Source organism: Ruegeria profundi, assembly GCF_020171505.1.
Classification (GTDB): Bacteria; Pseudomonadota; Alphaproteobacteria; order Rhodobacterales; family Rhodobacteraceae; genus Ruegeria; species Ruegeria profundi.
In genome coordinates this window covers 998972-1024064 of record NZ_JAIUZS010000001.1, presented here as the reverse complement: position 1 = coordinate 1024064, position 25093 = coordinate 998972, and the positions used below count along the sequence as shown (strand labels likewise).

At 57.2% G+C, this 25093-nt stretch carries 24 protein-coding genes; 12 read left to right on the top strand and 12 right to left on the bottom strand.

Annotated features, from left to right (window positions below; translation table 11 throughout):
• Positions 1–3: 3 nt before the first annotated feature.
• The 7 genes from LCM21_RS04945 to LCM21_RS04915 all read right to left on the bottom strand — a co-directional run bounded on the left by LCM21_RS04945 (position 4) and on the right by LCM21_RS04915 (position 6674).
• Positions 4–1437, bottom strand: coding sequence for a TadA family conjugal transfer-associated ATPase (locus LCM21_RS04945; RefSeq protein ID WP_224889571.1), 1434 nt, complete (start codon positions 1435–1437; stop codon positions 4–6).
• Positions 1438–1462: 25 nt separating this feature from the next.
• Positions 1463–2695, bottom strand: coding sequence for a CpaE/TadZ family protein (locus LCM21_RS04940; protein WP_224889570.1), 1233 nt, complete (start codon positions 2693–2695; stop codon positions 1463–1465).
• A 195-nt stretch (positions 2696–2890) separates the two neighbouring features.
• Entirely contained in the window at positions 2891–3520 is a 630-nt protein-coding gene (locus LCM21_RS04935; protein ID WP_224889569.1) for an OmpA family protein, read from the bottom strand.
• A gap of 16 nt (positions 3521–3536) precedes the next feature.
• The gene (locus tag LCM21_RS04930; RefSeq protein ID WP_224889568.1) at positions 3537–4943 is read right to left on the bottom strand and encodes a type II and III secretion system protein family protein; all 1407 of its coding nucleotides are present in this window, start codon (positions 4941–4943) and stop codon (positions 3537–3539) included.
• Positions 4944–5135: 192 nt separating this feature from the next.
• Positions 5136–6011 carry a Flp pilus assembly protein CpaB gene (cpaB, locus tag LCM21_RS04925; RefSeq protein ID WP_224889567.1) on the bottom strand — a complete coding sequence of 292 codons (876 nt, stop codon included), beginning with the start codon at positions 6009–6011 and terminating at the stop codon, positions 5136–5138.
• Positions 6012–6154: 143 nt separating this feature from the next.
• Positions 6155–6421 carry a hypothetical protein gene (locus LCM21_RS04920; RefSeq protein ID WP_224889566.1) on the bottom strand — a complete coding sequence of 89 codons (267 nt, stop codon included), beginning with the start codon at positions 6419–6421 and terminating at the stop codon, positions 6155–6157.
• Between the two features lie 49 nt (positions 6422–6470).
• Entirely contained in the window at positions 6471–6674 is a 204-nt protein-coding gene (locus tag LCM21_RS04915) for a Flp family type IVb pilin (protein WP_068337609.1), read from the bottom strand.
• A 399-nt stretch (positions 6675–7073) separates the two neighbouring features.
• On the opposite strand from LCM21_RS04915, the gene LCM21_RS04910 reads away from it, so the two are divergent.
• Entirely contained in the window at positions 7074–7892 is an 819-nt protein-coding gene (locus LCM21_RS04910) for a lytic transglycosylase domain-containing protein (protein ID WP_224889565.1), read from the top strand.
• Positions 7893–7935: 43 nt separating this feature from the next.
• On the opposite strand, the gene LCM21_RS04905 is transcribed toward LCM21_RS04910, so the two are convergent.
• From LCM21_RS04905 to tldD, 5 genes are all read right to left on the bottom strand, one after another.
• A complete protein-coding gene (locus LCM21_RS04905) occupies positions 7936–8562 on the bottom strand; it encodes a CoA transferase subunit B (RefSeq protein WP_068337606.1) in 627 nt (208 codons plus the stop codon).
• On the bottom strand, positions 8562–9266 hold the full coding sequence (locus LCM21_RS04900) for a CoA transferase subunit A (protein WP_224889564.1): 705 nt from the start codon (positions 9264–9266) through the stop codon (positions 8562–8564). Before LCM21_RS04900 ends, LCM21_RS04905 begins: the two co-directional genes overlap by 1 nt.
• Positions 9267–9366: 100 nt before the next feature.
• A complete protein-coding gene (gene topA, locus LCM21_RS04895; RefSeq protein WP_224889563.1) occupies positions 9367–11988 on the bottom strand; it encodes a type I DNA topoisomerase in 2622 nt (873 codons plus the stop codon).
• Between the two features lie 162 nt (positions 11989–12150).
• Complete coding sequence (dprA, locus tag LCM21_RS04890; RefSeq protein WP_224889562.1) at positions 12151–13278, bottom strand: DNA-processing protein DprA; 1128 nt, start codon at positions 13276–13278, stop codon at positions 12151–12153.
• Between the two features lie 228 nt (positions 13279–13506).
• Positions 13507–14928 carry a metalloprotease TldD gene (gene tldD, locus LCM21_RS04885; protein WP_224889725.1) on the bottom strand — a complete coding sequence of 474 codons (1422 nt, stop codon included), beginning with the start codon at positions 14926–14928 and terminating at the stop codon, positions 13507–13509.
• A 176-nt stretch (positions 14929–15104) separates the two neighbouring features.
• Here tldD and coxB point away from each other — a divergent pair, with 176 nt between their 5' ends.
• The 11 genes from coxB to LCM21_RS04830 all read left to right on the top strand — a co-directional run bounded on the left by coxB (position 15105) and on the right by LCM21_RS04830 (position 25072).
• Positions 15105–16016, top strand: coding sequence for a cytochrome c oxidase subunit II (coxB, locus tag LCM21_RS04880; protein ID WP_224889561.1), 912 nt, complete (start codon positions 15105–15107; stop codon positions 16014–16016).
• Between the two features lie 76 nt (positions 16017–16092).
• Positions 16093–17049 carry a heme o synthase gene (gene cyoE / locus LCM21_RS04875; RefSeq protein WP_224889560.1) on the top strand — a complete coding sequence of 319 codons (957 nt, stop codon included), beginning with the start codon at positions 16093–16095 and terminating at the stop codon, positions 17047–17049.
• Positions 17046–17207 carry a hypothetical protein gene (locus LCM21_RS04870; protein ID WP_169794857.1) on the top strand — a complete coding sequence of 54 codons (162 nt, stop codon included), beginning with the start codon at positions 17046–17048 and terminating at the stop codon, positions 17205–17207. Before cyoE ends, LCM21_RS04870 begins: the two co-directional genes overlap by 4 nt.
• The gene (locus LCM21_RS04865; protein WP_224889559.1) at positions 17207–17782 is read left to right on the top strand and encodes a cytochrome c oxidase assembly protein; all 576 of its coding nucleotides are present in this window, start codon (positions 17207–17209) and stop codon (positions 17780–17782) included. The genes LCM21_RS04870 and LCM21_RS04865 overlap by 1 nt, the downstream gene beginning before the upstream one ends.
• Positions 17783–17804: 22 nt before the next feature.
• A complete protein-coding gene (locus tag LCM21_RS04860; RefSeq protein ID WP_068337593.1) occupies positions 17805–18620 on the top strand; it encodes a cytochrome c oxidase subunit 3 in 816 nt (271 codons plus the stop codon).
• A 166-nt stretch (positions 18621–18786) separates the two neighbouring features.
• Positions 18787–19464: an SURF1 family protein gene (locus LCM21_RS04855; protein WP_224889558.1), complete on the top strand. Its 678-nt coding sequence runs from the start codon at positions 18787–18789 to the stop codon at positions 19462–19464.
• Positions 19461–20849, top strand: a complete 1389-nt coding sequence (gene thrC / locus LCM21_RS04850) for a threonine synthase (RefSeq protein ID WP_224889557.1) — start codon at positions 19461–19463, stop codon at positions 20847–20849. The genes LCM21_RS04855 and thrC overlap by 4 nt, the downstream gene beginning before the upstream one ends.
• A complete protein-coding gene (locus LCM21_RS04845; protein ID WP_224889556.1) occupies positions 20846–22108 on the top strand; it encodes a M16 family metallopeptidase in 1263 nt (420 codons plus the stop codon). The genes thrC and LCM21_RS04845 overlap by 4 nt, the downstream gene beginning before the upstream one ends.
• Positions 22108–22692, top strand: a complete 585-nt coding sequence (locus LCM21_RS04840; protein ID WP_224889724.1) for a GNAT family N-acetyltransferase — start codon at positions 22108–22110, stop codon at positions 22690–22692. The genes LCM21_RS04845 and LCM21_RS04840 overlap by 1 nt, the downstream gene beginning before the upstream one ends.
• Before the next feature lie 107 nt (positions 22693–22799).
• Positions 22800–23618, top strand: coding sequence for an MBL fold metallo-hydrolase (locus LCM21_RS04835; RefSeq protein ID WP_224889555.1), 819 nt, complete (start codon positions 22800–22802; stop codon positions 23616–23618).
• Positions 23619–23656: 38 nt separating this feature from the next.
• The gene (locus LCM21_RS04830) at positions 23657–25072 is read left to right on the top strand and encodes an FAD-binding oxidoreductase (protein WP_224889554.1); all 1416 of its coding nucleotides are present in this window, start codon (positions 23657–23659) and stop codon (positions 25070–25072) included.
• The last annotated feature ends 21 nt before the right edge of the window (positions 25073–25093 follow it).

The following is a 25093-nucleotide window of genomic DNA, read 5'->3' as shown; positions in this document are numbered from 1 at the left end:
CTCCTACATAGTCGTTGGTTCATAGACCGAAGCGGGCAGATCAAAGCCCCACAGGCGGAAGCGCTCGGAAAAGTGGCTGCGCACGCCGGTGGCGGTGAAGTGCCCAATGATCTTGTTGTCAGGTGTCAATCCAACGCGTTGAAATTTAAAGATTTCCTGCATTGAGATCACGTCGCCTTCCATGCCCGTAATCTCGGTGATCGAGGTCATGCGGCGCGAACCGTCTTGCAGACGGCTGGCTTGAACAATCAGGTTCACAGCGCTTGAAATCTGACTGCGAACCGCCTTGATCGGCATTTCGATCCCGGCCATTGCGATCATGTTCTCAAGACGTGAAATACCGTCTCGTGCCGAGTTGGCGTGAATGGTGGTCATCGAACCATCGTGGCCAGTGTTCATGGCCTGCAGCATGTCAATCACCTCGGCGCCACGTGTCTCACCCACGATGATACGGTCGGGGCGCATACGCAGGGCGTTTTTCAGACAGTCGCGCGGGCTGACTTCGCCTTTGCCTTCCACGTTGGGCGGACGGCTTTCCATCCGTCCCACATGGGTCTGTTGTAGCTGCAGTTCCGCCGTGTCCTCGATGGTCAGAATACGCTCGGCGTCGTCGATAAAGCTCGACAGGGCGTTCAGCGTGGTCGTTTTTCCCGAACCCGTACCACCGGAAACGATGATGTTCAGTCGGGTGGACACGGCAGCCTGAAGATAGGCGGCCATTTCTTCGGTGAAGGCACCAAAATTTACCAGGTCATCAATGCCCAGCTTGTCCTTCTTGAACTTACGAATCGAGACCAGAGACCCATCCACCGCAATTGGTGGCACCATCGCGTTGAAACGTGAACCGTCGGCCAGACGGGCGTCAACGTAAGGGTTGGATTCATCGACACGGCGACCCACGGCGGACACGATCTTGTCGATGATCCGCATCAGGTGCTTTTCATCCTTGAAAGTGATGTCGCTGATTTCCAGCTTGCCGTTGCGTTCTACAAAGATCTGCTGAGGGCCGTTGACCAGAATATCGTTGACCGTGTCGTCCTGCAGTAAGGTTTCAAGCGGGCCCAGGCCCGTCACCTCGTCGTACAGCTCTTTGTTCAGCTGCGTGCGATCCTCGCGGTTCAGGACGATACTGCGCGATTCCAGAACTTCGCTGGCAATCGCACTGATTTCAGCGCGCAACTCGGCCTCGCCTGCATTTTCAAGGGCTGCAAGGTTCAGGTTTTCCAGCAATTCGCGGTGCAGTTCTATCTTGATTTCGCCAAGACGCTCTTTGCGCTTGCGATCACGATCTGCACCGGCGGGTTCGGCCGGTTTCTTCTGTGTCGGTCTGCGGGCAACGGCGGTGGTCGTGGGCTTTGTCTCAACAGCAGGTGCGGGTGCTGCGGCCGGGGTTTGAACCGGCTGCGCTTCGGGCTGCTTCTTGTAACGTGAAAACACGGCGGCTCTCTCCCTTTAATACTGGTTACGCGGCCTCAGCGTCGCTGCTGCCCAAACTGTGAAGTGACTTCGCAAGTTTTTGGATTTCGCGGCGCAGCGGATTCTTGGCGACCGCGTTGGCCAAAGGCTGTCCGTGGTCGCCACTTTGCAAAACCGGCTTGCCGCCATCGGGCAGTTGCAGGTCGATTGAAATACCCAGGCTTTCGCCCATCCGCTTAACCCGGCCCTTGCCGTTCAGATCGGTGAATTTCGGGGCTCGGTTCAAAGCAAAGCGCAATTTATTGAACGGCAGTTCCTCAGCCTGAAGCGCGCGTTTCAGACGCAGCGCGTTCTGAGCCGAACGCATGTCCAACTCGATCATGGCAAAGTACACATGCGCGGCCTGAAGAACCGTTTCGGACCAAAGAACCAGGGTCGAAGGCATATCAACGATGACATAATCAAAATTCTTGCGTGCAATGTCGATCACACGCTGGATATCTTCGGGCGTAATCAGGTCCAGCGGCACGATGTCCGACGGCGCCGTCAAAACGTGTAGCTTGTCTTCGTATGTCTGGAGCGCTTGCGAGAACACATCGTCATCCATGGACGAAGTGTCTGACAGCATTTCAAAAACCGTTTCTCGTCGCGGCAGGTCCAGATAGGTCGAAATCGTGCCGAATTGCAGATCCAGATCCAACAGACATACGGACGGCGCATCCTTGTCCGAGACCGTGGCCAGTTCCCAAGCCAGATTGACCGCCATTGTGGTTGAACCCACCCCTCCGGCCAGCCCATGTACCACAAACAGAGCACCCTCTTTGGACGCGCCCTGTGCCAGCGGTGCCGCTGCCGGTTGAACGGCGACCGGATCAGGCCGGTTCATTCGGTCAATGGCTTCCTGCAACTCGCCCTCGGGCAGAGGGTAGGGGACAAACTCATCTGCGCCCTTGCGCAGCAACTGGTGTAAAGAGGCGGGCGTGACATCCTCGGCGATCAGAACGATCTTGATACCCTTTTCCTTGGCGCGGGTGATGATTTCGCCCATCAGGGACAGGTTGTCTTCGTCTTCACCATCGATCGCCAAGGCGACAAACTCCAGGGAATCGGCGTCGGGCTGACTAAAAAACGCAAGGGCTTCGGCAAAGCCCAGGTCGCCCCATCGCTCTCCCAGCGCGACCTCCATATCCTCGATCAGAAGGTCGAAATTCTGGACGTCACGGCTTATTGTGCAAGCCAGAATGGCGTTCTTGTCATCTTGTGGCGATGCGCTCGTCATTAACATATTCCTTGTTGCGAGAGCAGACCAAGCCAGTGAACCCGCAGATTCTGTCTGGTTCGCCTTTGCCCCGTTGCGGCCTTTTCAGGCCACAAGTCATCTAATTGTAGAAAATGTGGCTTGGAACTTGGGCAAGAATTGGGCGCAAAAGAACCAATTGTAGGGAATTGGGCGACGATGTCGCCCAATTCTGGATTATTGTTCAGATGTAGTGCCAACTGCGGTCTGGGTACGCAGCTGCGACTCGTAGGTCGCGCTTTCCACATACTCACGGTACACAATCGCGGCATATTTGCCGTCGAGAACCAGCGGGTTGCCATCTACAAAGCCGGACACTTCAGTCACGGTACGGCGGTTGCGCCGGTCGCGGTTCGGCGTGTCAATCAACGGACGGTACTTACCGAAGGACACAACGCCTTCAAGGCGCGACCGCGAGATGCCCTGCTGAGTCAGGAAGGCAACCGCTGCATTGGCCCGTCTCTGGCCCAGAGCCTTGTTATAAGCCGATGTGCCAACAGCGTCGGTGTGCCCGTAAACCCGGAACCGTGCTTCGGGGAACTGCTTGATCCATGCGGCCTGCCGCAACAAGATCCGCTGAGCCGTCGCATCCAGCTGAGCGCTGTCGAAGGCAAAGTTGATTTGCGTTGGAACCTCGGCTGCGAACCGCTGACCCAGAATCTGGGCATAGCTCAGTTCGCCGTTCATGACCTGAACGTTGTTCAGCGTTGCGTTTCCGAAAGCGCCTTGGTCAACTTCGTACCCGGCCTCACGCGTACATGCGGCGACAGCGACCGAAAGACCCAGTGTGATGATCCACTTCTGCATTGGTCCTATCCTCCTATCAATCCAGAACGTAGCCGTAAGAACTGCCAAAGTCCTGTTTGGCCACTTCTGAGGCTGCGCCAGAACCCGGACGCGTTGTACGACCGACCCTGCCATTCACGAACAGATCAAATTCGCTTGGCGGTTTGACCCGATCGGTGGGCAATGCCAGCGCCTCGCCACGCGTCGGCGAAACAAGGTGCGCAGTGATGATGATCACGAGCTCGCTCTGCTGACGCTGATATTCTGCACTGCGGAACAGGGCACCCAGCACCGGAACGTCACCGAGCCACGGCACCTGGCTGTTCAGATCGCTGAAATCATCTTGAATCAGGCCAGCAATCGCAAAGCTTTCACCGTCGCGCAGTTCAATGGTTGTACTGGTTTGACGGGTCACAAAACTGGGCACGGTATCGCCCTGGATGGTGAAGTTCGAGCTGTTGTCGATTGCCGAAACGGCTGCCGCCAGTTCAAGGTTGATCAAGTCGCCGTCCACGACACGCGGAATAAAGTCGATTTCGACACCAAACGTTTTGTACTCAATGGCAATAACGCCGTCGTCCTGCGGAACCGGGATGGGTACTTCACCCCCTGCCAGGAAGGTTGCTTCTTGTCCTGACAATGCCGACAGGTTGGGCTCTGCCAAGCTGCGCGCAAGCCCCTTGGCCTCAAGCGCCTCCAGCAACAATCGCACTTGCGTTGATCCGGATCCAAAGCCGAACAGAACCGCGCCAGTGTTTGTTTGCACAAAAGGAATGTTGTTGTTCAGGGCATTGGTTAACGCGCCTTGGTTGTTCAGCGTGTTAAAGCCGCCGGTCACGTCGCTGCCACCAAAGCCCAGCGATGCGGTCAGGCTTTTGGCTACTGAACGGTTCATCTCGGCAAAGCGCACTTTCAGCATGACCTGCTGAACGCCTCCGACCGACATAAGGTTCGAAACACGCTCGGGCGCGTAACGCTCGGCCAGTTCAAGCGCGCGGGCCAGTTTTGCGCCGCTTGAAATCGTGCCAGACAGCACGATGCCATCATTGGCGGTCCGAACCTCGATCGGCTCACCCGGCAGGATTTGCCGCAACCGCTCTTTAAATTCCGATACATCCGGAGAGACGCGGACCCGGACATTCGCCAGCAGGTTTCCCGCACCGTCAAACAAGGTCAACGTGGTCAGGCCGGGGGCCTTACCCAAAACATAGATTGTCCGATCCGAAAGCGACGAAATATCAGCAATGCCTGCGTTGGCGATGCTGAGTTCCGCAAACGGTGTTTCGCTTTCTACTACGATTGCGCGGTTCATCGGCACGTCCAGCGTTTCAGCCGTGCCATTCTTAACCACGCGTAGAGTTTCAGCCCAGGCCGTGTGACCGACCGGACCAACTATAAGCGCCAACCCAAGCAGGGTTGCGCTGATCCAGGAACTTATTTTCATGTGACCTGCCTCTCCGATCACGCCTCGTTTTTGGGTCTAAAGCCCTATGTGCGACAACACTGCGCGAATTCCGAATTTATTGCAATAATCAAGGGTTTCTGGAATTTTCCTTATGTGGGTATTCCGCAACATGCAAAATGACACAAGCCGCGCATGTGGCGCGGCTTGCATCCGTAAAACGCTGATTTAACGTCAGTTTGTGCAGGGAATCGGAGTTTGTACGATCTCTGCGCCGCGTCGAATATTGGTGAAGCATTTTCTCTCCTCCGCCTCGACCGGAGCAGGGGCAGCCTCTTGGATATTCAGTAGTTTACGTTGGTCCACCTCAACTGCAGCAGACACCGTGTCATCCTGCACGCCAACCAAGGCCAGCGATAGCCGACCGGTATTCTGCGCCTGTGCAAGAGCCGCGATTTGTTCCGGGGTTGCAGCAACTGTCACTGTACGTGCGATCGTTGCGCCAGTGAGATCTGTACCGGCGGTCTGGTCGACTGCGATCAGTTCGATATTGGTCTGAATCAGACGCGTGATTTCGGTGCCGCCGCCGTCGTAGTTGCTGCTGACGGTTCCTGTCCAATAGACATCAACACTGTCGCCAGGGCGCAAAAAGCCGGACACACCGGATGCGACATCGACACTGATGGCGAAAGCGCGCATACCTTTTTCAAGTTGCGAGGTCAGACCCGCCGACTCTCCGGGTTTGGTGACTTTGACCTCCATCAGGGCCTCGTCCTTTTCCATGGTTCTCAGGACGAATCGGTCTCCGTTGGCGTTTTCAGGGAACAATACCGCCATGTCCACGAAGCTACCTTCGGGGATTGCCTCGTCAGGCCAATTCACAACGCGCACGTCTTCTTCTGAAAGGCGTTCGCCGTATTTCATAGTCCGGTTGGAAACAATAACGCCGGTAGTGCCGGCCAAAGCAGCGTTTTCCAGCGCCTCTTGCGCGGCCTGCCGTTCGGCGGCGAGTTGAGCCTGATGCTGTGTGATGTAATCGCGCGCCAAATAGACGGCACCCCCGGCCAAAGCCACCCCGATAATCAGGACAAGTCCAAATACTGCACGCATTTACGTCCCCTCGTATTACTCTCTATTCCAGTCAGTTCATCGCAACACTACGATGAAGCTTAGGTCTTCGTAATCGTAAATTGTGTCGAAAAGGGGGACAATCTTGATTAATTTCGTGATTGTAACGCTGCAACGATCCCCAATCAAGGATCGGTGGTGCCGGAAAAGTCAGTGTTGATGTCGTAAACTACAACCGAGGAAACGGCCGCGCCGTTCTTGGCATCCAAACTCTTCACAGGCTCTGCAATGTAAAGACCAATGAAAAAACCGAATCCAACGATTGCGGCGGTCAGCACAACCCAATCAACCGTGACAGCTCCAGATTCATGTTCCAGAAAAAGTTTAACTCTTTTCAACATAGGAGCACCAAATTTACTCAGCCCAAAAAAAAGGGGGCCAAGCCTGAACAAGCATGACCCCACCATATAGATTCGCTTCAACGACTAGATTAGCCGATGCTTAGTCAGCGAAATTGGTGTCGATGTCTTGGACTGTGGTGCCCGAGATTTCGGTGCCAACATTGGTCGACAGTGTACCCGTGCCGGTACCGATTGCGTTGTAAGCAACTGCGGCCAGACCAACGATAGCTGCGGTCAGAACGACCCAGTCAACTGTTACGGCGCCGTCTTCGTCTTTGCGGAAGTTCTTGATGAACTTGATCATGTTACGTCCCTCCTAAAGGATCAAAAGTCTAATAAACCTCGGCGTCTTTACAGAGCTTTCTCTCTCAGTCCGCTCCCGACCCACTCGGTATGGCATTATGTTTGCCTGTCAGGCATGGCAGGAATTGGGCCAAACACCGTTTTTTTCCTTTCAGGCTTAACTTTTTGGTAGGAATTTTTCTAACCGGCTGAAAATAAACAAATAAAAATTCGAAAGTGTTGGGGTCATCCTCTGTTGCCGATGCAAAATTGCGCCAAATGAGGCGAAATTGCCCCAATTCGGCGTGTTTCTCTGGCTTTACAAAGGGATTCGCGCTTGAAATGGCAAAAAAGAAAAGCACGAGGCAGGCAAATGAAACTCCGGGACGCAATAAGCTGCGCCGGCATTTTGGCGTTTACGATGACAGGACCTCTGCCTGCCGTCGCAAACGAGATTGAGCCCAGAGGCGTTTATAAAAGAGTAAAGGCGCCCAAGCCAGGAACAACGCCTAGGATCACCATCCAGATTTCACCCGAGGAACACGCCGCAGCCCCCTTCGCGCCCAGCACGGGAACAGAGATCGTCATTCCCGAAATTATCGCGCGCACCAAGGTCGTACCCCCATCTGCGCCAGACGCAGGAACAGGGGCCAAACCGGTTGGGTCTTACAAAGCCTTTTGGGACAAAATCTCACCCGCATTGGCCGAGGCAGGCGCTTGGAGGTTGAATGAAGCCATAAATGCCCTGGCTGCTACGAACGTAGCCTCACCGCGGCTACAAACCCTTCAGAACATCGCGCAGCAGCAGGGGGTCGAGATTCTACGCTCGACCGTGGGGACAAACGTCTCACCTGCCTTGGTTCTGGCGGTGATCGCCGTGGAATCGGCAGGGCGGGCGGACGCAGTAAGTCATGCAGGTGCGCAAGGCTTGATGCAGTTGATGCCAGCGACGGCCAAACGTTTTGGCGTGCGCGACAGTTTCCAGCCCGCGCAGAATATCTCGGGCGGGGTAAAATACCTCAACTGGCTGATGGGCGAGTTCGGAAATGACCCGATCCTCGTTCTCGCGGGATACAATGCCGGGGAGGGCGCAGTGCGCAAGCATAGCGGTGTTCCGCCTTATGCCGAAACACGAGACTATGTGCCCAAAGTGCTGGCGGCTTTTCAGATCGCCAAAGCCTTGTGTTCAACCCCGCCCGAGCTGATCTCGGACGGCTGCGTTTTCCAGACCACAAATTAAAAAGACCCGCTAAAAAACAGCGGGCCTTCTTCAATTGGTATGGTCAGTTGACGATTGTGGCTTCGGTCGCCGCGCGCATCTCGTCCTCACTGACGCCATCGGCCAGTTCAACGATCTTGAGGCCACCCTCGACCACGTCCAGTACGCCCAGGTTGGTGATGATGCGATCCACAACACCTTTGCCTGTCAGCGGCAGAGTGCATTCCTTCAGCACCTTCGAGTCGCCGTGCTTGTTCGTGTGATCCATAACGACGATCACGCGGCCGACACCAGCCACAAGGTCCATCGCGCCGCCCATGCCTTTGACCAGCTTTCCGGGGATCATCCAGTTGGCAAGATCACCCTTCTCATCCACTTCCATGGCGCCCAGAATCGCGGCTGCGATCTTGCCGCCGCGAATCATGGCAAATGAGGTCGCGCTGTCGAAATAGGCCGTGCGGGCCAGTTCGGTGATCGTTTGCTTGCCCGCATTGATCAGGTCCGGGTCTTCCTCGCCCTCGAACGGGAAGGGGCCCATGCCCAGCATGCCGTTCTCGGATTGCAGGGTGATGTCCTTGTCACCCACATAGTTCGCCACCAGCGTCGGGATGCCGATGCCGAGGTTCACATACATGCCGTCTTCCAGCTCTTGCGCCGCGCGCGCGGCCATCTGATTGCGGTCCCAAGGCATTATGCGTCCTCCTTCTTGCGGGTGGTGCGCTGTTCGATGCGCTTTTCGTGATCGCCCTGAATGATGCGATGTACGTAGATGCCGGGCAGGTGGATGGCGTCGGGGTCTAGTGAGCCGCGCGGTACGATCTCTTCAACCTCGGCGATGCAGATCTTGCCGCAGGTCGCAGCCGGAACATTGAAGTTGCGCGCCGTCTTGCGGAAGATCAGGTTGCCGGTGTCGTCGGCTTTCCACGCTTTGACGATGGCCAGATCGGCAAAGATACCTTCTTCCATGATGTAGGTTTCGCCGTTGAAATCCTTGTGCTCTTTCCCGTCGGCGATCACCGTACCCACACCGGTCTTGGTATAGAACCCGGGGATGCCCGCACCGCCCGCGCGCATGCGTTCGGCCAAAGTCCCTTGCGGATTGAACTCCAACTCTAGCTCACCGGACAGGTACTGACGCATGAATTCCGCGTTCTCGCCGACATATGAGCTGATCATTTTCTTGACCTGCTTTGTCTGCAGTAGAATGCCGATGCCAAAATCATCGACCCCCGCATTGTTCGACGCAAATGTCAGATCCTGAGCGCCTGATTCCTTGATCGCCTCTAACAGCAGTTCGGGTATACCGCACAGGCCGAACCCGCCTGCGGCAATCAGCATGCCATCCGACAGCACCCCATCAAGTGCTTCGGTGGCATTGGCATAGATTTTCTTCATGGAAACTCCCCCAATGACGTGGTGATGGGCAGGTTGTGCCGCCACGTCTCGGGGAAGTCAACGAATCCAGGCCGGTGGTGGTATTTCTACCTAACGGCCCTTAGGTGGCCGCCTTCTTGGTTGTCTTCTTGGTGGTGGCTTTTTTCTTGGGCGCAGCCTTTTTCTTGGTTCCCTTCTTCGAGGCCCGTTCATTCACCAATTCGATGGCCATTTCCTGCGTTACGTCCTCGGGCTTGATATCCTTGGGGATCGTCGCATTGACCTTTTCCCATTTCACGTAGGGTCCATATCGCCCTTCAAAAACCTGCATAGCGCCGCCATCGGGGTGTTCGCCCAGATCTTTCAATGGCTTGGCAGCCTGTCCACGCCGCCCCGGGTTGGCTCGTTTTTCGGCCAGCAACTCAACGGCGCGGTTCATGCCAATCTCGAACACGTCGTTAGGGTCCTTGAGGTTGGCATAGACCGGCTTGGCCTCATCGGGCAGTTGATGCATCAGATACGGGCCGAACCGTCCAAAGTTCGAAGTGATCATGCCCCCATCGGGATGCTCACCGATCTGGCGGGGCAGGGACAGCAATGTCAGCGCCTTGTCCAGATCCATGTCATCCTTGTTCCATCCACGCGGCAAAGACGCGCGCGGGGGCTTCTTGTTTTCTGGCGTGGGCTCGCCACGCTGCACGTAAGGGCCAAAGCGGCCTGACTTCAGCCAGATCTCATCACCTGCGTCTTCGCCCAGCAGTCGCTCGTCCCCCTCGGCGCCTTCCCCTGCAATGGGACGTGTGTAGGTACATTCCGGATAGTTGCCACAACCCACGAAACCACCGGTTCGTGAGGTTTTCAGGTGCAGCTGACCGACACCGCATTTCGGGCAAATACGCGGGTCAGACCCATCCTCCCGTGGGGGATATAGCTGTGGGGCCAAAACCTCGTCCAGCTTGCTGAGAACTTCTGAGATGCGCAGCTCGGACGTTTCTCCAATCGCGGCCGAGAAGTCGCGCCAGAATTTGCCCAGAAGGTCTTTGTAATCGCGGTCTCCGGCGCTGACATCGTCCAACTGTTCTTCAAGGTTGGCGGTAAATTCATATCCAACATATTGCCGGAAGAAATTGAGCAGGAAGATAGTGACGATCCGTCCTTTTTCTTCGGGAATCAGGCGGTTCTTGTCCTTGCGCACATATTCCCGGTCCTGGATCGTGGTTACGATTGACGCATAGGTCGAGGGGCGTCCGATCCCCAGCTCTTCCATTCGTTTGACCAGGGTCGCCTCGGTATAGCGTGGCGGTGGTTGCGTGTGGTGTTGCAGGGCCAGAACGGCCTCATTATCAGACAGAACAGCAGATTTGTCGTCCGCGGTCGCTTTGGCGAATTGATCCCGCAATGAGGCTTTGGCGAAGGGTGCCGGATCACCTTGCATGATCTGCGGAAGGCGCTTTTCGTCATCATCGACAACGTCGTCGCGACCCTCTTCATAGACACGCATGAAACCGTCGAACAAGACCACCTGACCCGTCGCGCGCAGGCCAACCTGACCGTCATCGCTGCCGATTTCAACCGTGGTCCTCTCAAGCCGCGCGGCGGCCATCTGGCAGGCGATGGTACGCTTCCAGATCAGGTCATACAGTTTACGCTGATCTTCATCTGTAACCTTCAGCGCCTTTGCATCGCGCGACATATCCGTAGGCCGGATACATTCGTGGGCTTCCTGCGCGTTCTTGGCCTTATTCTTATACATGCGCGGGCTGTCGGGCACATATTCCGGACCATAGCGGTCTTTGATTGCATCCCGCGCCGAGGCCACGGCCTCAGGCGCCATGTCGATGCCATCGGTTCGCATATAGGTGATGTAACCAGCCTCGTAGAGGCGTTGCGCCACCTGCATTGCGTGTCGCGCGCCCATGCCGAACTTGCGGCTGGCCTCTTGCTGCAGGGTCGAGGTCATGAACGGCGCGCTGGGGTTGCGGGCGGCGGGCTTGGCCTCGACCGACGTAACGCTGAGCGCTCGGCTGGTTATGGCCTGCACCGCCAGCTCAGCCTGGGTGGCATCCTTCAGGTCGTGCTTGTCCAGCTTTTTGCCAGCATAGGTAACAAGCCGAGCTTCGTAGGTCTGCCCGCGTGGTGTTTCAAACAACGCCCGGACCGACCAGTATTCAACCGGTTTGAACGCCTCAATCTCCATCTCGCGCTCGACAATCAAACGCAGACATACAGATTGCACGCGCCCGGCTGACTTTGCGCCCGGCAGCTTGCGCCACAAGACTGGAGACAGGTTGAACCCCACAAGATAATCCAACGCTCGGCGGGCCAGATAAGCCTCAACCAAGGGCATATCGACCTGACGCGGGTTTTGCATTGCCTCGGTCACTGCGTCTTTTGTGATTGCGTTGAAGGTCACCCGACTAACCGGGGTATCTTTCTTGATCGAGCGCCGTTTCGTCAGTGCTTCCTGCAGGTGCCAACTGATGGCCTCACCCTCACGATCGGGGTCGGTGGCGAGGATCAGCGCGTTGTCTTCCTTTAGTGCGTCCGCGATGGCCTTGACATGCTTGCGGCTGTCATTTCCGACCTCCCACTTCATCGAAAATTCGTGCTCGGGATCGACGGATCCGTCCTTTGGTGGCAGGTCGCGCACATGGCCATACGATGCCAAAACCGTGTAGTCGGGGCCAAGATATTTGTTGATTGTTTTAGCTTTAGCCGGGGATTCTACAACAACTACAGGCATTTAAGGGGAAACCTCGCTTAATTCAATGGGCGCCTCATGTGATGGTGCAAAATGTGTGGGGCAAGTGCGGATTGTCAATGCGTTCCTTTGAACGCGCAGAATTCGAGGGGAATTCAGCGGTGTAGACGTAGCGGTTTGTGCCGTAACTAGCAGCAGGTCCTGTCAGGCTGTGAGGGACAACAAGCCGCCGGGTTGGCGCTGGATTTGCCCGTCCAGTTCAAGATCGACCAGAGCCGGGCCGACATCACCCGCCGTAGCTGCGATATCGCGGATCAGTTGATCTTCGGCAATGGGTGACGGACCCAGTCGGGATAGAATTTCCCTATGTAACGCAGCGCCTGACAAAGCAGGTTTGGACGGCTCTACCGGCTCGGTGGTATCTAACAGGTCTGCTGGCTGCTGCGGCAACGCCTCGACCACGTCGTCAGCGGATCGCACCAGTGTTGCCCCATCGCGTATCAAAAGGTTACACCCTGCTGCGCGGGCGTCGAAGGGGTGCCCGGGCACGGCCAAGACCTCTCGGCCCTGGTCCAAGGCATCGCGGGCGGTGATCAGACTGCCGGACTTAGCCGCTGCTTCGACCACCACAACCGCCTGAGCCAGACCCGAGATGATGCGGTTGCGACGTGGAAAGTGCCGGGCCTGCGGGTTGATCCCCATTGGTTGTTCCGACAGACGCAGCCCCGATTGCGCGATATCTCTCGCCAGATCGGTGTTCTCAGCCGGGTAAATGACATCAACACCGCCAGCCATGACCGCCACTGTGCCTGTACTCAGCGCGGCCAAATGCGCCGATGTGTCAATTCCGCGGGCCAACCCCGAAACTACAACAAACCCCTGTTTCCCAAGATCGGTCGCCAGACCGCGCGCCATTCGGGCACCCAACGAGGAACAGTTTCGCGCCCCAACCATCGCGATAGACGGCTTGCGCAGAATAGACACATCACCGATGGCCCATAGCATAGGGGGGGCGTCGGACAGGTCGCTCAGTTGATTGGGAAAATCAGCGGACCCAAGGCACAACAGCCGCGCATTTGCAGCCCTTGCAGCCTTGAGTTCCGCCTCAATCACGCCGGGCGGGCAAATTTCATACCCTTCAATTCCGGCGGCGCGAGCCATTTCAGGCAGCGCAGCCAGCGCGTTCTGCGCTGAGCCATGTTCTCGCAATAGCCGGCGAAACGTCGCCGGACCTACCTTGCGCGAGCGCAACAGACGAAGCCAGGAAAACCGATCCTCTTCCGTGGTGGGTGGGAGTGTGGGGTGATAGGAAGAAAGCTGCTCTTCGGTCATCCGTTGCTCCGCCTGATTGCAGAACTGGTTTACGACTTAGGAGGTTAACAGCTTGTGAATCCTCTCAAATTATTCGGAAATTTTCTCGAACTTCATCGTTACTTTCACTTAAGCAGCTAAGAAATAAAGAAAAAAAGTGGCGCCCACTCTGGGTGTTTCCCAAGGTGGACGCCATAATCCGCTACAAACTGCTGTAAGGGGTTAACCTAAGTATCGGGCCGATTCTGCTTAAGCCGCCGATCCGCCAACGGTCAGGCCGTCCAGCAATACAGTTGGCTGGCCGACACCCACCGGAACCCATTGACCGTCCTTGCCGCATGTTCCCATGCCCGGATCAAGCGCCATGTCATTGCCCAGCCCGCGGATGCGGTTCAGTGCGGACGGACCGTCTCCAATCAGGGTAGCCCCTTTGACTGGGGCGCCGATTTTGCCGTTTTCGACGCGATACGCCTCGGTGCAGGAAAAAACGAACTTGCCGTTTGTGATGTCCACTTGCCCGCCACCAAAGCCCACGGCCCAGATACCATCTTTTATGTCCGCGACCAGCGATGCCGGATCTGCATTTCCGCCCAGCATGACCGTATTTGTCATACGCGGCATAGGTTTATGCGCATAGCTTTGACGTCGCCCGTTTCCGGTTGGGGCCACCCCCATTAGGCGGGCGTTCTGGCGATCCTGCATATAGCCGGTCAGGATACCATCCTCGATCAAAACAGTCCGCGAACTGGGGGTGCCCTCATCATCCACCGTGATCGAACCGCGACGATCCGCGATGGTGCCGTCATCCACGACGGTCACGCCTTTCGACGCAATCCGTTGACCCATCAGACCCGCGAAGGCTGAACTGCCCTTGCGGTTGAAATCGCCTTCCAGCCCATGGCCGATGGCTTCGTGCAGCAGGATGCCAGGCCAGCCGGGGCCAAGTGCTACCTCCATCACGCCAGCTGGCGCAGGGACAGCGTCTAGGTTGACCAGAGCGATCCTCAGCGCCTCACGCGCTTTGTCTTGCCAGTCAGACGGGTCGATCAGCCCATCAAGGCCGATGCGCCCACCCCCGCCAGCCGAACCGCTTTCCCTGCGACCGTTCTGTTCCACGATGACCGAGATGTTCAGGCGGGTCATCGGTCGCACATCGCGAACCATAACGCCATCCGGGCGCAGAATCTCGACCTCTTGCACGGCGGCTGCGATGGTCGCGCTGACCTGTACCACACGCGGGTCGAGATCGCGGGCAAAGGCGTCGATCTCGCGCAGGGTCTCGATTTTCACCGGGAAGCTGGCGGATTCGATTGGGTCTTCGTCTGTATACAGCCGGGTGTTGGTCGCGCGTGGCGCTTCGGCGAGCGTACCGCCACCGTCCCCCACAGCAAGCCGCGCCGTTTCGGCCGCGCGTTTCAGGGCGGGAATCGATACATCGGTGGAATGGGCATATCCCGCAACCTCACCCTGAACCGCCCGCAGGCCGAACCCTTCGGACGCGTCGTACGATGCGGTTTTCAGCCGCCCGTCATCAAAGACCAGAGACTCGGATTTGCGCCGTTCTACAAACAGCTCTCCGTCCTGGGCCCCGGCGGTGGCGGATTGCAAAACCGCAAGCGCTTCGTCCTTCGGAAGAACGCTTTCAAACGGTCGAAACGGGGTGTCGGGCATCATTTGGGGCCTTTCGGGTTTGATCCAGATCAAAAATAGCGTCTGTTTGACGCAAGCATTTTGCTTTATCTACCCGCCAGAATATGGTTTTTAACGCGGCCAAAGACAACGGGAGAGGTGCGACTGATTCACACCTTCTCGCAAAAGAAGCAAAGATCAAACGATCAGGACAGAACATGAAGAATGCTTTGATGCTTTCGGGGCTGCTGACAGCCCTCTCCGGCCTGCCTTCCATGGCGCAGGAGCTTGAGATTATTGGCAAGCCGGTCGATGGCGGCCTGGGGTTCCAACCCGCCGCCACAAGCCTGGCAGAGGGTATTCAGCGGCTGGACGGCATGATTCTGGTGATCATCACAGCAATCTGTTTGTTGGTTGCCGCTCTGCTGGTTTACTGCATTGTGCGCTATAATCAGAGAGTAAATCCGACACCGGCGCGATTCTCGCACTACACACCGGTTGAAATCGCATGGACGTTGGGCCCGATCCTTGTTCTCGTTTTTATCGGCGCCTTCTCGTTGCCGGTTCTGTTCAAGCAGCAAGAAATTCCCGAAGGCGACGTGGTCATCAAGGTGGTCGGCAACCAATGGTACTGGACCTACGAATATGTTGACCACGATTTTGCATTCGACAGCTACCTGTTGGGGCATCCGGCGACATTGGACGAGTCCGCTCGCCCGGCGGATGCTGACGTCACGCCTTTTGTTCTGGATGACGCGATGCGCGCAAAGCTTTCCGATGCCGGTTACAGTGATGATGAATGGTTGCTGGCCACCGACACAGCTGTCGTTGTCCCGGTCGGCAAGGTCATCGTCATGCAGGTCACGGCTTCGGACGTTATCCACTCGTGGACGATCCCGTCCTTCGGCGTGAAACAGGACGGTGTCCCGGGTCGTCTGGCTGAGTTGTGGTTCGAAGCCGATAAAGAGGGCATCTATTTCGGCCAGTGCTCCGAATTGTGCGGCAAAGACCATGCGTACATGCCGATCACGGTTAAAGTGGTCAGCCAAGACGCATATGAGCAGTGGTTGCAAGGTGCGATCGACGAATACGCAGGACTGCCGCAATCCTACCAGGTTGCTGCGAACTGATACGGGCCAAAGCCCGTTTCAAACATGACGCAGGTTGCACGGAATCCGCGCAGCCTTCGCCCCAAAAGGACCCGAGATGACCGACGCAAGCATCAATGCCAGCACCGTTTCCGCGCAGCCCCGCGCGGACGAGGCAAGCTTTGGCGATTACTTCGCCCTGCTAAAGCCTCGGGTCATGTCACTGGTCGTTTTCACGGCTTTGGTTGGCCTGTTGGCAGCCCCGGTGCCTGTGCATCCTTTCGTTGGGTTTTGCGCGATCCTGTTCATCGCCATTGGTGGCGGCGCCTCCGGAGCACTGAACATGTGGTGGGACGCGGATATCGACAGGATTATGAAGCGCACCAGACGCCGTTCAATCCCGTCGGGCAAGGTTGACGCGGGCGAGGCATTGGCGATTGGCCTGGCGTTGTCGGGCCTTTCGGTGATCATGCTTGGGCTGGCGACAAATTGGCTCGCGGGCGCCTTTCTTGCGTTTACTATCTTTTTCTACGTTGTCGTATACACCATGTGGCTCAAGCGTTTGACGCCGCAAAATATTGTGATCGGCGGAGCGGCAGGCGCTTTTCCTCCTGTGATCGGTTGGGTTGCAGCTACGGGTTCAATGACGCTCGAGCCATGGCTGATGTTCGCGCTGACCTTCATGTGGACTCCGCCACATTTCTGGGCACTGGCCCTGTTCATGCGGTCTGATTACGACGATGCCGGCGTTCCGATGCTGACAGTGACGCATGGTCGCCGCGCGACGCGCTGGCACATTCTGGTTTACACCGGCCTGCTTGCTTTGTTGGCGGTTGGGACGGCGTTCTCGGGCATCGGTGGGCCCATTTATCTGACCGTTGCGATTGTGATGAATGCCCTGTTCTTGCGCGGCGCATGGCAGATCGCGCGCCGGACCGAGGACGACTCGGAAGCCGATAACTTCAAGGCCGAACGCGTATTCTTCAAGTTGTCGCTACTGTATCTGTTCCTGCATTTTGGTGCGATTTTGCTAGAGGCGCTGATGAAACCTTATGGTTTGGGAGGCTGGTCATGAGTTTGCGCAAAAGTCATGAACTCCACCAGCGCCGGTTCAGCCGCAATTTGGGGGTCGGCCTGACGCTGGCGGCCTTCATCGTGATCATTTTTGGCCTAACCATCGTAAAGGTCTCGGGCACAAGCCTGGGTCTTCCAACGCAGGAGGTGCAGAACTAATGGCATTGTCCGGCCCGCAAAAAACAGTGGCGCAGACCGTTGGTGTGGTTCTGTTGATGGGTAGCCTTGCCTGGGCGGCGGTGCCGTTCTACGATTGGTTCTGCCGTGTTACCGGGTTTGGAGGCACCACTGGGGTGGCAGCAGCCGCGCCCGAGGATATCCTGGACCGCAAGGTTACTGTGCGCTTTGATGCCTCGAAAGCCAAAGGCATGGCGTGGGAGTTCAAACCGGTCGAGCGCGAAATGGAAGTCCGCATCGGGGAAACTGGGCTGGCCTTTTATGAGGCGTACAACCCGACCGACCATCCGATCGCGGGGCAGGCGTCATATAACGTCGCGCCGTATTCAGCGGGTGGCTATTTTCAGAAAATCGCCTGCTTCTGCTTTGAAGAGCAGGTGCTGCAACCCGGTGAGCGGGTGCAAATGCCGGTAACATTCTTCGTTGATCCGGAAATGGTCGAAGACTTGGAAGCCAAGTATGTGCATACGATTACTCTGTCGTATACATTCTATGAAATTGACCTGCCCGAGGGCTATGCTGCCCTCGAAACGCAGGCAGAGAAAAACACGAACTAACGCCTGTAGGTGAGGGACGCTGATGGCACACGCAAAAAACCATGATTACCACATTCTGGCCCCGTCGGTCTGGCCCCTGTTGAGCGCGGTCGCAGCCTTCGCGATGCTGTTCGGTGCCGTCCTGTGGATGCACGGAAATACCTCGTTCCTGTTCTGGGGCGGGTTTGTTGCTGTGCTCTACTGCATGTTTGCATGGTGGTCGGATGTGGTGGCAGAAAGCCGCGCTGGGGATCACACACCGGTTGTCCGTATCGGTCTGCGCTACGGGTTCATCCTGTTCGTGATGTCCGAGGTGATGTTCTTCTTTGCCTGGTTCTGGTCCTTCTTCAAGCATCGCATGTACCCGATGTATGACTATGCCGGTACCGAATACATCCAGCCGGATATCCATGCCGTTGACCCGTTCCACCTGCCGCTGATCAACACGCTCGTGCTTCTGCTTTCGGGCTGTGCAATCACCTGGGCGCACCACGCGCTGATACATGACAATGACCGGAAGGCGTTGGTGAATGGTTTGGCTATCGGCATCGTACTGGGCCTGCTGTTTACCTTCTTGCAAGCGTACGAGTATTACGAGTTGCTGGCGCACGAAGGTTGGGTGTTTGGTGGCGATCAGTTCTATTCGAACTTCTTTATGGCAACGGGGTTCCATGGCGCCCACGTCATCATCGGGACGATCTTCCTGACCGTCTGCCTGATACGGGCGCTGCGCGGCGATTTTACTCCTGAAAAACACGTTGGTTTCGAAGCCGCCGCTTGGTACTGGCACTTCGTTGACGTCGTCTGGCTGTTCCTGTTCTTTGCCGTCTACATCTGGGGCCAGGCGCCGCTGATGTAACGCCGGTCAGGCTACCAAATTGTAAAAGCCGCCCAGGGGGCGGCTTTTTCGCTATAAGGGATGCAAGATTGCGCCCCATACAATTGCAAGGTTGCAATTGCGCCTTCGCTGACCTTAACAAGGCGCCGGTTCTAGTGCCCACCTGCAACCAAGCCCGAGCCCTATCATGCGTCGTATCCTTTTCCTATTGATCTTTGGAATTGCCGGTCTGGCAATTTTGCTGTCGCTGGGTGTGTGGCAAGTGCAGCGGTTGGCGTGGAAAGAGGGGCTGCTGAAAGATATCGACGCGCGCATCGCAGGTGATCCGGTGCCTTTGCCCGTTGCCCCGGATGCCGAAAACGACCGCTATTTGCCCGTCGCTGTTTCGGGGCAGATGCTACCGGGCGAGGTGCATGTGCTGGTCTCGGTTAAGCAGGTCGGGCCCGGATATCGCATTATTGCACCTTTCCTGACGGATAATCGCACCATTCTGATCGATCGGGGATTCATTCCGACAACTGCGAAGGCTGCAAACCGCGAACTCGGTGAGATGGATGTGGTTGGTAACCTGCACTGGCCCGACGAGATTGACGGCTACACACCTGAGGCCGATCTTGACGACAATATCTGGTTCGCCCGCGATGTTCCCGCATTGGCCAACGCGTTGGGCGCAGAGCCGGTGCTGCTGATCGCGCGGTCCCGGACCGATCCGGGTATTACCCCGCTGCCTGTTGATACCGCAGGTATACCGAATGACCATCTGCAATATGCAGTGACCTGGTTTGGCCTTGCTCTGGTCTGGGCCGCGATGACCGTTTACTTCCTGTGGCGCAGCCGCGCCCCTTCAAAGAGTGAAGCGCAATGAAATACATCTCGACCCGTGGCCAAGCGCCAGAACTGACATTTGAAGAGGCGATGCTGACCGGGCTTGCCCGCGACGGTGGCCTGTATCTGCCCGCCGAGATCCCGGTGATGAGCAAGGGTGACATCGCCGCTATGGCAGGTCTGCCGTATGAAGAGGTCGCTTTTCGCGTCATGTGGCCCTATGTCAGCGGGTCTTTCGGCGAAGATGAGTTCAAGGCGATCATTGCGCGCGCCTACGAAGGCTTTGGTCACGATGCCCGCGCGCCCTTGAAGCAGTTGAACGAAAACCACTTCTTGCTCGAACTGTTCCATGGCCCCACTCTGGCCTTCAAAGACTTTGCGATGCAACTGATCGGCCAACTGTTTCAGGTGGCCCTCAAGCGGCGCGGCGAGCGCGTCACGATCGTGGGTGCCACCAGCGGCGATACCGGGTCAGCCGCGATTGAGGCATTCCGGGGACTGGACGCGGTGGATGTGTTCATCCTGTTCCCGCATGGCCGTGTCTCTGAAGTGCAGCGCCGTCAGATGACGACGCCAGCGGACAGCAACGTGCACGCGTTGGCCGTGGATGGTGATTTCGACGATTGCCAAGCCGCCGTGAAGGATATGTTCAACGATTTCGACTTCCGCGATGGTGTGAAACTGGCGGGCGTGAACTCGATCAACTTCGCTCGCGTGCTGGCGCAGGTGGTCTATTACTTCTCGTCCGCCGTTGCCCTTGGTGCGCCGCACCGCAAGGTCAGCTTTACCGTGCCGACCGGAAACTTTGGTGACATCTTTGCAGGCTACATTGCCAAGCGTATGGGCCTGCCCATAGACCGTCTTGTCGTGGCCACCAACCAGAATGACATTCTGCATCGCTGCTTGTCGGGGCAGGGGTATTTCAAGGGCAACACCATCCCGTCAATAAGCCCGTCGATGGATATTCAAGTCAGCTCGAACTTTGAGCGCGCGCTTTACTATGCCTATGGCGAGGATGGCCGCGCCGTGGCGCAGTTGATGGATGAACTGGAAACTGGCGGTTTCACTGTCAGCCAGGGCGCGATGGAATCCCTGCGCGAGAATTTCGACTCGGGCCGCGTATCTGAGGATGAAACGCTGGAAACGATCAAGCATACGCTGGCCCATAGCGCCGAGCTTGTGTGCCCGCATACGGCAGTTGGGATCAAGGTAGCCGAAGACCAGCGTGCCGCCGATACACCCATGATCACGCTGGCCACGGCGCATCCCGCCAAGTTCCCCGCCGCGGTCGAGAAGGCGAGCGGTGTGCATCCGCCTCTTCCCTCTCGCATGTCTGATCTGTATGAACGTCCGGAACGGGTGACCCGCATCGCCAATGATCTGGGCACCATTGAGGATCATATCAAAGGGCATATCGCCGAGTGACTGTCAGACAAGACCAACTAAAAAACGGGTTTCGTATCGTCAGTGAACACATGCCGGGGCTGCAATCAGCGGCCATCGGCATATGGGTGACCGCCGGTGGGCGGCATGAGCGGATCGAACAGAACGGCATCGCGCATTTCTTAGAGCACATGGCCTTCAAGGGCACAGCGCGCCGGACGTCGCTGCAGATCGCCGAGGCAATCGAGGATGTCGGCGGGTATATCAATGCCTACACGTCGCGTGAGGTTACGGCCTATTACGCGCGGGTATTGAAGGACGATGTTGCGCTGGCCATGGATGTCATTGGGGACATCGTTCTGAACCCGATCTTTGACCCGCGCGAGATTGAGGTTGAGCGCGGCGTGATCCTGCAGGAGATTGGTCAGGCCTATGATACGCCAGACGATGTGATCTTTGACTGGCTGCAAGAGCAGAGCTATCACGATCAGCCATTGGGCCGCACGATCCTTGGCCCATCTGAACGGGTCAGTGCGTTCTCGCGCGAGGACCTTTCAGCTTTTGTGGCCGAACATTATGGGCCCGAGCAGATGATCCTGTCGGCGGCTGGTGCCGTGGATCACGATGACCTCATGAAACTGGCCGAAGAGATGTTTGGCCATCTGCAGCCGCGTAAGGGCCTGATCCCCGAAGCAGCCCGGTTTACCGGCGGTGAAGCCCGGCAAGAGAAAGAGCTGGAACAAGCCCATTTCGCACTTGCCTTCGAAAGCCCGGGATATCGGGATGACGCGATTTATACCGCGCAGATTTATTCCACGGCCCTGGGTGGCGGGATGTCCTCGCGTCTATTCCAAGAGGTGCGTGAAACGCGCGGGCTGTGCTATACGATCTTTGCACAAACCGGTGCTTATGCCGATACTGGCACGACGACCATCTATGCGGGCACGTCGGCCGAGCAGGTCGAAGAACTGGCCACAATCACCATAGATGAAATGAAGCGCGCAGCCGATGACATGAGCGCTGAAGAGGTTGCACGCGCCCGCGCGCAGATGAAGGCAGGGATGTTGATGGGGCTTGAAAGCCCATCCAACCGGGCCGAACGTCTGGCGCGGCTGGTGCAGATCTGGGGGCGAGTGCCGACACTTGAGGACACCGTTGCCAAGATCGACGCCGTCAGCACCGAAGACGTGCGCAACTTTGCGCAGGCAATGGCCGTTCAGGCTCCGGCAGCGTTGGCCCTGTACGGTCCGGTCTCGGGCGCGCCTACTCTGGAAAAACTGCAGGAGAGGCGCGCGGCGTGATGCTTCTGGGCAGACGCAAGCTGAAAATCGAAACCGCACGCCTAAGCTTGCGTCCGCCGGTCCATTCCGATTTCAATGAGTGGGCGGCGCTTCGACGCGCCTCGAAAGAGTTTCTGACCCCGTGGGAGCCTGTCTGGGCCAAGGACCATCTTAGCCGTAAGTCCTTTACCAACCGTGTTTACTGGGCGCAAAGGTCAGTGGCCAGCGGCACTGCGATACCTTTGTTTTTGTTCCGCCGCGAGGACGACGTGCTGGTAGGAGCCATCACCCTGGATAATATCCGCCGTGGTCCGGCGCAGGCCGGTACACTGGGCTATTGGACCGGCGAGGCCTACGCCCGCAATGGTTATATGCGCGAGGCCATTGGTGCGGTTGTGCATCACGCGTTCACTCGTCTAGACCTGAGCCGGATCGAGGCCGCCTGCCTGCCCGAAAACAAACCGTCTCGGGGCCTGCTGGAACGGTCGAGCTTTAAATACGAAGGCGTTGCGCAGTCTTATTTACAGATCAATGGCCGGTGGCGGACACATGTTCTATACGCATGCCTGCGGTCAGACCGGCGCGGTAAGACGGACGCGGGGTAAGCCGGTTTAGCGGATCTTTCCGCGATGCTGAACTCTTTTGGGCGCAAGGTGCGCTTTCGTCTGCACAATACACATGACTTAGTGATGTTCTGCGCTACACTCCTGTCATGCGTTGGTTTCTAGCGGTACTTTTGGTGATTTCGGGCGGTGCCGCAGCACAGGAGCGGCGGCCAAGCCATTGTATCGCTATCGCCGATGCCGCGCCCGGCGTCGAGTATATCCACAAGGCGGCGTGGACCGATCCAATCCCGGATTTCTCAGTCCGGATCAGCTACATTGCCCATGCCTCGTTTCTGATCCAGACGCAGGGTGGGCTGAACGCGGTCACCGATTTTACCGGCTTTATCGGCAGTGCTGACATGATCCCGGATGTGGTCACGATGAACCATGCCCACAGCACCCATTGGACTGCCAATCCCGATCCGGCCATTCCACATGTGTTGCCGGGCTGGGGCGAATTCGGGCAGGGGGTCGAGCATCACCTTGATTTGGGTGAAATGCTTGTGCGCAATGTCTCAACCGATATCCGGTCGCCCTATGGCGGGGTGGAAGAGCGCGGCAATTCGATCTTTGTGTTCGAGATTGAGGGAATGTGCATTGGTCATTTGGGGCACCTGCACCATGTTCCGACCGATGAACAATTCGCAGCCCTTGGCCGCTTGGACGTTGTAATGGCGGCGGTGGACGGAGGGACAACCATGCCCCTGCCAGACATGATCTCGGTGCTCAAGCGGCTGAAAAGCTCTGTCATCATTCCGATGCACTGGTTCTCGCAGTTTTCGCTCGACCGGTTTCTGGTCGATATCCGAAATGACTTCCCCGTCGAACGCAGCGGAGGCTCAGAGATCATCGTTTCTCTGCGCACGCTTCCAGACCGGCCTACGGTAGTTGTTCTAGAGCCGCGCTATCTGATTGACCTGGAATAGGGCTTGCCGGGGCGATCCGACTTGGGCAAGGAAAGGTCATGACACTGAATCCTGCTGATGAGAGCTTTGCCCAGCTGATCCGAGCCGAGTTGGGCGACGACATTCTACGCCCCGTGACTGAACGTTATCTGGAAGAGCCGCGCCGCCGTTTTTCCGGTCAAGCGGCTGTTTTGGCTTTGCCGCGAACGGTCGACGAAGTGGCCGCGCTGGTCCGGTTGGCGTCACGTGCGCAGGTAGCGGTGGTGCCTTATGGTGGTGGAACTGGCCTTGTTGGCGGGCAGGTGATGTCAGATGGCCCTGCACCTCTGGTGATATCGCTGGAGCGCATGACAGCGATCCGCGCCGTCTACCCGTCTGAGAACATTTTGATCGTCGAAGCCGGTGCTATTCTGGCCGATGTGCAGGCCGCAGCAGAACAGGTCAACCGATTGTTCCCTCTGGCGCTGGCTGCGCAAGGCTCATGCCGGATTGGCGGGAACCTTGCGACCAATGCCGGCGGGGTGAATGTGCTGCGCTACGGCAATGCGCGAGATCTTTGTTTGGGGTTGGAAGCAGTTCTGCCGAGCGGTGAGATTTGGCATGGGCTAAGCCGTTTGCGCAAGGACAACACCGGCTATGATCTGCGTAACCTTTTGATCGGGGCAGAAGGCACGCTTGGGATCATCACGGCGGCCTCTCTCAAGCTGTTTCCACGGCCTGAAAATGTGGGGACAGCGATGATAAAGGTCCGCTCACCCGAAGCGGCAATCGCGCTGCTTGCGTTGGCGCATGAACAACTTGGCGATGCTGTCAGCACGTTTGAATTGATCCACAGGCAGGGTTTGCAATTCCTGACCGAGGCGCTGCCGGATGTACGCCAACCTTTCGCCACGCAGCCCGAGTGGTGCGTATTGATCGAACTGGGGTTGTTTGCGGGGCAGGCGCCCATGGACGCGTTGGAAAAACTCTATGTTGCGGCAGAGAAAGCAGAGCTTGTTGGCGATGCGGTCATTGCGCAGAGTGAGGCTCAACGCGCTGATCTGTGGGCCGTTCGTGAACGCATCCCTGAGGCAAACCGATTGATCGGGTCAGTCTCCAGTCATGATATCTCAGTGCCGATTTCGTTGATACCGAAGTTCATCGAACGTGCGAATGAGATGGTGACCGCGTTGGGTCCGTTCCGGGTCAATTGTTTTGGGCATGTTGGCGATGGCAATCTGCACTACAATGTTTTCCCGCCCAAGGGCCATGATCGGTCAGAATTCGATAGCCAAAGACAAGAGATAAAGCGCAGCGTGCACGATCTGGTCAATGCGTTTGGGGGGTCAGTCAGCGCAGAGCATGGTGTCGGCCGTTTAAAAGCTGCCGACCTTGAGAGATACGGCGATCCGGCAAGAATGTCCGCGATGCGCGCCATCAAAACCGCGCTGGATCCGTTGGGGATAATGAATCCGGGCGCGGTTTTGAGGTCTTAAGCGCGGCCCGGCAAAGCACGA

Coding starts and splice junctions, on each gene's coding strand:
- coxB (WP_224889561.1), top strand. CDS start 15,105: ATGAAGAATGCTTTGATGCTTTCGGGGCTGCTGACAGCCCTCTCCGGC.
- thrC (WP_224889557.1), top strand. CDS start 19,461: ATGAAATACATCTCGACCCGTGGCCAAGCGCCAGAACTGACATTTGAA.
- topA (WP_224889563.1), bottom strand. CDS start 11,988: ATGCCTGTAGTTGTTGTAGAATCCCCGGCTAAAGCTAAAACAATCAAC.
- LCM21_RS04830 (WP_224889554.1), top strand. CDS start 23,657: ATGACACTGAATCCTGCTGATGAGAGCTTTGCCCAGCTGATCCGAGCC.
- LCM21_RS04900 (WP_224889564.1), bottom strand. CDS start 9,266: ATGAAGAAAATCTATGCCAATGCCACCGAAGCACTTGATGGGGTGCTG.
- LCM21_RS04860 (WP_068337593.1), top strand. CDS start 17,805: ATGGCACACGCAAAAAACCATGATTACCACATTCTGGCCCCGTCGGTC.
- LCM21_RS04940 (WP_224889570.1), bottom strand. CDS start 2,695: ATGACGAGCGCATCGCCACAAGATGACAAGAACGCCATTCTGGCTTGC.
- LCM21_RS04840 (WP_224889724.1), top strand. CDS start 22,108: ATGCTTCTGGGCAGACGCAAGCTGAAAATCGAAACCGCACGCCTAAGC.
- cyoE (WP_224889560.1), top strand. CDS start 16,093: ATGACCGACGCAAGCATCAATGCCAGCACCGTTTCCGCGCAGCCCCGC.
- LCM21_RS04935 (WP_224889569.1), bottom strand. CDS start 3,520: ATGCAGAAGTGGATCATCACACTGGGTCTTTCGGTCGCTGTCGCCGCA.
- LCM21_RS04865 (WP_224889559.1), top strand. CDS start 17,207: ATGGCATTGTCCGGCCCGCAAAAAACAGTGGCGCAGACCGTTGGTGTG.
- cpaB (WP_224889567.1), bottom strand. CDS start 6,011: ATGCGTGCAGTATTTGGACTTGTCCTGATTATCGGGGTGGCTTTGGCC.
- LCM21_RS04915 (WP_068337609.1), bottom strand. CDS start 6,674: ATGATCAAGTTCATCAAGAACTTCCGCAAAGACGAAGACGGCGCCGTA.
- LCM21_RS04835 (WP_224889555.1), top strand. CDS start 22,800: ATGCGTTGGTTTCTAGCGGTACTTTTGGTGATTTCGGGCGGTGCCGCA.
- LCM21_RS04910 (WP_224889565.1), top strand. CDS start 7,074: ATGACAGGACCTCTGCCTGCCGTCGCAAACGAGATTGAGCCCAGAGGC.
- dprA (WP_224889562.1), bottom strand. CDS start 13,278: ATGACCGAAGAGCAGCTTTCTTCCTATCACCCCACACTCCCACCCACC.
- LCM21_RS04905 (WP_068337606.1), bottom strand. CDS start 8,562: ATGCCTTGGGACCGCAATCAGATGGCCGCGCGCGCGGCGCAAGAGCTG.
- tldD (WP_224889725.1), bottom strand. CDS start 14,928: ATGCCCGACACCCCGTTTCGACCGTTTGAAAGCGTTCTTCCGAAGGAC.
- LCM21_RS04870 (WP_169794857.1), top strand. CDS start 17,046: ATGAGTTTGCGCAAAAGTCATGAACTCCACCAGCGCCGGTTCAGCCGC.
- LCM21_RS04855 (WP_224889558.1), top strand. CDS start 18,787: ATGCGTCGTATCCTTTTCCTATTGATCTTTGGAATTGCCGGTCTGGCA.
- LCM21_RS04930 (WP_224889568.1), bottom strand. CDS start 4,943: ATGAAAATAAGTTCCTGGATCAGCGCAACCCTGCTTGGGTTGGCGCTT.